The 4,102-nt window shown below is 72.2% G+C and carries 3 protein-coding genes; 2 read left to right on the top strand and 1 reads right to left on the bottom strand.

The genetic code is table 11. The annotated features are described in order from the left end of the window. Positions 1-1,503 (bottom strand): acyl-CoA carboxylase subunit beta (locus ACOV8S_RS13550; RefSeq protein WP_448318850.1); only part of this gene is annotated, 1,503 nt, incomplete at its 3' end. Positions 1,504-1,972: 469 nt separating this feature from the next. Here ACOV8S_RS13550 and ACOV8S_RS13545 point away from each other — a divergent pair. Together ACOV8S_RS13545 and ACOV8S_RS13540 are read left to right on the top strand one after the other, a co-directional pair. Beyond that, a complete protein-coding gene (locus ACOV8S_RS13545; RefSeq protein ID WP_448318073.1) occupies positions 1,973-2,566 on the top strand; it encodes a YceI family protein in 594 nt (197 codons plus the stop codon). A 157-nt stretch (positions 2,567-2,723) separates the two neighbouring features. Next, the coding region (locus ACOV8S_RS13540; protein ID WP_448318072.1) for a hypothetical protein at positions 2,724-4,102 on the top strand (1,379 nt) is incomplete at its 3' end.

Raw genomic sequence — 4,102 nt, 5'->3', positions numbered from 1 at the left:
CGGCAGGTCCGCGTGCTTGCTCCGCAGCATCTCCAGCGACCGCACCAGCACCTCGCGGGTCTCGGCGGGGTCGATCACATCGTCGACGAGTCCCCGTTCCGCGGCGTAGTACGGGTGCATCAGCTCGGACTTGTACTCCTTGACCATGCGGGTCCGCATGGCCTCCGGGTCCTCGGCGCCCGCGATCTGCCGGCGGAAGATCACGTTGGCCGCGCCCTCGGCGCCCATCACGGCGATCTCGTTGGTCGGCCAGGCGTACGTGAGGTCCGCGCCGATGGACTGCGAGTCCATGACGATGTACGCGCCGCCGTACGCCTTGCGCAGGATCAGCGAGATCCGCGGCACCGTGGCGTTGCAGTACGCGTACAGCAGCTTGGCGCCGTGGCGGATGATGCCGCCGTGCTCCTGGTCGACGCCCGGCAGGAAGCCGGGCACGTCCAGGAAGGTCAGGATCGGGATGTTGAAGGCGTCGCACATCTGGACGAACCGCGCGGCCTTCTCGCTGGCCTCGATGTCCAGCACGCCCGCCAGCACCTGCGGCTGGTTGGCGACGATGCCGACGACCTGGCCGTCGAGCCGGCCGAGCGCGCAGACGATGTTCCGCGCCCAGCGCTCGTGCACCTCGAGGTAGTCGCCGTCGTCGACGATCTCCTCGATGACCTTGGTCATGTCGTACGGGCGGTTGCCGTCGGCGGGGACCAGGTCGAGGAGCACGTCCGAGCGCCGTCCGACCGCGTCGCCGGAGGGCAGCCGCGGCGGGTTCTCCCGGTTGTTCTGCGGGAGCATCGACAGCAGGTACCGCACCTCGGCGATGCAGGTCTCCTCGTCGTCGTACGCGAAGTGGCAGACACCCGAGGTCTCCGCGTGCACGTCCGCGCCGCCGAGGCCGTTCTGGGTGATCTCCTCGCCGGTCACGGCCTTGACCACGTCCGGACCGGTGATGAACATCTGCGAGGTCTCGCGGACCATGAAGACGAAATCGGTGAGGGCGGGGCTGTAGGCCGCGCCGCCCGCGCACGGGCCCAGCATCACGCTGATCTGCGGGATGACGCCGGAGGCCTTGGTGTTGCGCTGGAAGATGCCGCCGTAGCCGGCCAGGGCGGAGACGCCCTCCTGAATGCGGGCGCCGGCGCCGTCGTTGAGCGACACCAGGGGCGCGCCGGCCGCGATGGCCATGTCCATGATCTTGTGGATCTTGGTGGCGTGGGCCTCGCCCAGCGCGCCGCCGAAGATGCGGAAGTCGTGGGCGTACACGAAGACCGTGCGGCCCTCGACCGTGCCCCAGCCGGTGATCACGCCGTCCGTGTAGGGCTTCTTGTGCTCCAGGCCGAACCCGGTGGCCCGGTGCCGGCGCAGCTGCTCGACCTCCTGGAAGGACCCCGGGTCCAGCAGCAGCTCGATGCGCTCCCGTGCGGTCAGCTTGCCCTTGGCGTGCTGAGCCTCGGTGGCCTTGTCGCTCGGTCCGGCCAGTGCGCGCGCCCGGATCTCGTGCAGTTCCGCCACGCGCCCCCGGGCGTCGGCCGGCTCGGTCAGGTCCTCCGTGGGCTCGTCAAGTGCCTCTTCCACAACGGTCATGTAGCGACCATACGAAGGGGGACGGACGGACCGGACCGTCGACTCCGTACAGTGTCCGGCGCGATTTCCTGGCGCTACCGGACAGAAGACCCCACCGGTGCAGGCATTCCTCCTGCCGAACCGCCCGTGCCGTTGTGGAGGTGCCACAAAGAGACTGCGCCGTCCGGGTGAGGCGCGGCGCGGTCGTGCGGGCAGGGCCGAGCGGGTGACCCCTTCAGGAAGTCTCCAGTACGCGCCTGCGAGAGCGGCTTGGAGGTCTCCAGGAACAGAACCTCGACCGGGACGGTTGAATCTTAAACAGAACCGCGCTACCTTCGTGGTCGTCGGGAGTTGTTGAATCTTCAACCGACAGCGGTCCTGTTCCGTTCCGTCCGCACACGTTCCCAAGGAGCACGTCATGGGTCTCTTCAACCGCAGCAACGACACCGCCGCCGCCCCGGTCAGCCCGGACCTCGCCGCACTGACCGGCGACTACACCGTCGACCCGTCGCACACCACGCTGGGCTTCGTCGCCCGCCACGCCATGGTCACCAACGTCAAGGGCCAGTTCCGGGAGTTCACCGGCACCCTGCACCTGGACGGCTCCGACCCCTCGAAGTCCACCGCCTCGCTGGACATCGTCGTGAACAGCATCGACACCGGTTCCGCGGACCGCGACGGCCACCTCAGGAGCGCGGACTTCTTCAAGATCGACGAGTTCCCGACCATGACCTTCCGCTCCACCGCGGTCGAGGCCGCCGGCGGCGACGACTACCGGGTCACCGGTGACCTCAGCCTCCTGGGCGTCACCAAGGAGGTCACGATCGACCTGGAGTTCCAGGGCGCGGCCAAGGACCCGTTCGGCAACGAGCGCGTCGGTTTCGAGGGCCGCGGCGAGATCCTGCGCTCCGACTGGGGCGTCTCCTGGAACGCCGCGCTGGAGACCGGCGGCGTGCTGGTCTCGGACAAGATCAAGCTCCGCTTCGACATCTCCGCGATCAAGAACGCGTGACGCCGGTGGGCCGCGGAAGTCCCCCGCCCCGGACGGGGCGGGGGACACGCGTGGCCGACCCTCCCGGGGGCACACGGGCTACAGCCTGTCCCCCTCCTGCGGGACGCCGCCCCCGCGCCGTACCGGCGGCGCGACCGTCCGCCCGCAAGGTGGCCCCATGCCTCACCTCGTGGACGCGCGCCCCGCACTCCTGTGGCCGGCGGCTGCCGCCGCCGTCTTCACCGCGGCCCAGCTCGTCCTGGTGCCCGGCACCGGCCTCGGCTGGGACGAGATCGTCTACGTCACCCAGGTCGAGGGCGACACCCCCGCCGCCTTCTTCTCCGCCCCCCGCGCGCGCGGGGTCAGCTGGCTGAGCGCCCCGGTCGCCGCCCTCACCGACTCCGCCGCCTCCCCGGCGGCGCTGCGCGTCTACCTGGCCCTGCTCGCCGGACTCGGACTCCTGCTCGCCCTGCGGGTCTGGCGCACCCTGCTCCCGCCCCCGGTGCTCGGCGTCGCCGGGCTGTTCTTCGCGGGTCTGTGGATCTCGCTCTTCTACGGCCCGCGCGCCATGCCCAACCTCTGGTGCGCCCTCGGCGCCCTCGCGGCCACCGGCTGGTTCCTGCGCGGGGTGCGCCGCCGCCCCGGCGGGGCCGCGGACCGCCGGGCCCCCTGGTGCGCGGCCGCGGCCGTCGCCTTCGTGGCCCTGATGCGCCCCGCCGACGGCTTCTGGCTCGCCCTGCCGCTGTGCGCCGCCGCGCTCCTCGTCCCCGCCTGGCGCCACCGGTGGACCCTGTCCTTCCTGCTGGCCGGCGGTCTGGCCCTGGGCGCCCTGCCGTGGGTGATGGAGGCGTACGCGTCCTACGGCGGCCTGATGGCCCGGCTCGCCCGCGCGGGCGAGATCCAGGGCGGCATGGGCCTGCGCTTCGCGGTGGACGACCAGGTCCGCTCCCTGGTCGGACGGACCCTGTGCCGCCCTTGCGTCGGTCCCTGGAACCACCGGTGGACCGCCGCCTGGTGGTTCCTGCTGCCCCCGGTCACCGTCGCCGGGGTGCTCGTCGCCCGGCGGGCCGGACGGCAGGCGGCGTCTCTCCTCGCCGCCGTCGTCGCCTCGTCCCTCGCCGTCACGTACCTGTTCACCATCGACTACGCGGCACCGCGCTTCCTGCTGCCCTCCTACGCCCTGCTGGCCGTCCCGGTCGCCGAGGCGCTGGTGGCCGCGGCGCGGGCCGTGGGCCGGACCCGCGGCCGCCGCCGCGTCGCGCTCGGCGGAGGGCTCGCGGTGGTCCTCGCCGGTCACCTCGCCGTCCAGCTGGCGGTGGCCGCCGAGGTGACCGAGCGCAGCCGGGCGCAGCACCGTGAGCTGACCGCCGTCGCCGCGGAACTGCGCCGGCTCGGGGTGCGGCCGCCGTGCGTGATCGCCGGGGACCAGTTCGTGCCCGTCGCCTACTACACGGGCTGCTCCTCGCGGCAGCCCGTCGGCGGCCACGACGGCAGCATCACGGTGGCGGGGCTGCTGCGGCTCGGGCACACCCGGCCGCTCGCCGTGATCACCGTGGA

It is taken from the genome of Streptomyces sp. CO7, from assembly GCF_053474865.1.
The sequence above is the reverse complement of the archived record's forward strand: the minus strand, read 5'-3'. Positions and strand labels throughout refer to the sequence as shown.

What these genes read in the sequence shown, in the direction of transcription:
- ACOV8S_RS13545 (WP_448318073.1), top strand. Translation starts at nt 1,973, where the DNA reads ATGGGTCTCTTCAACCGCAGCAACGACACCGCCGCCGCCCCGGTCAGC.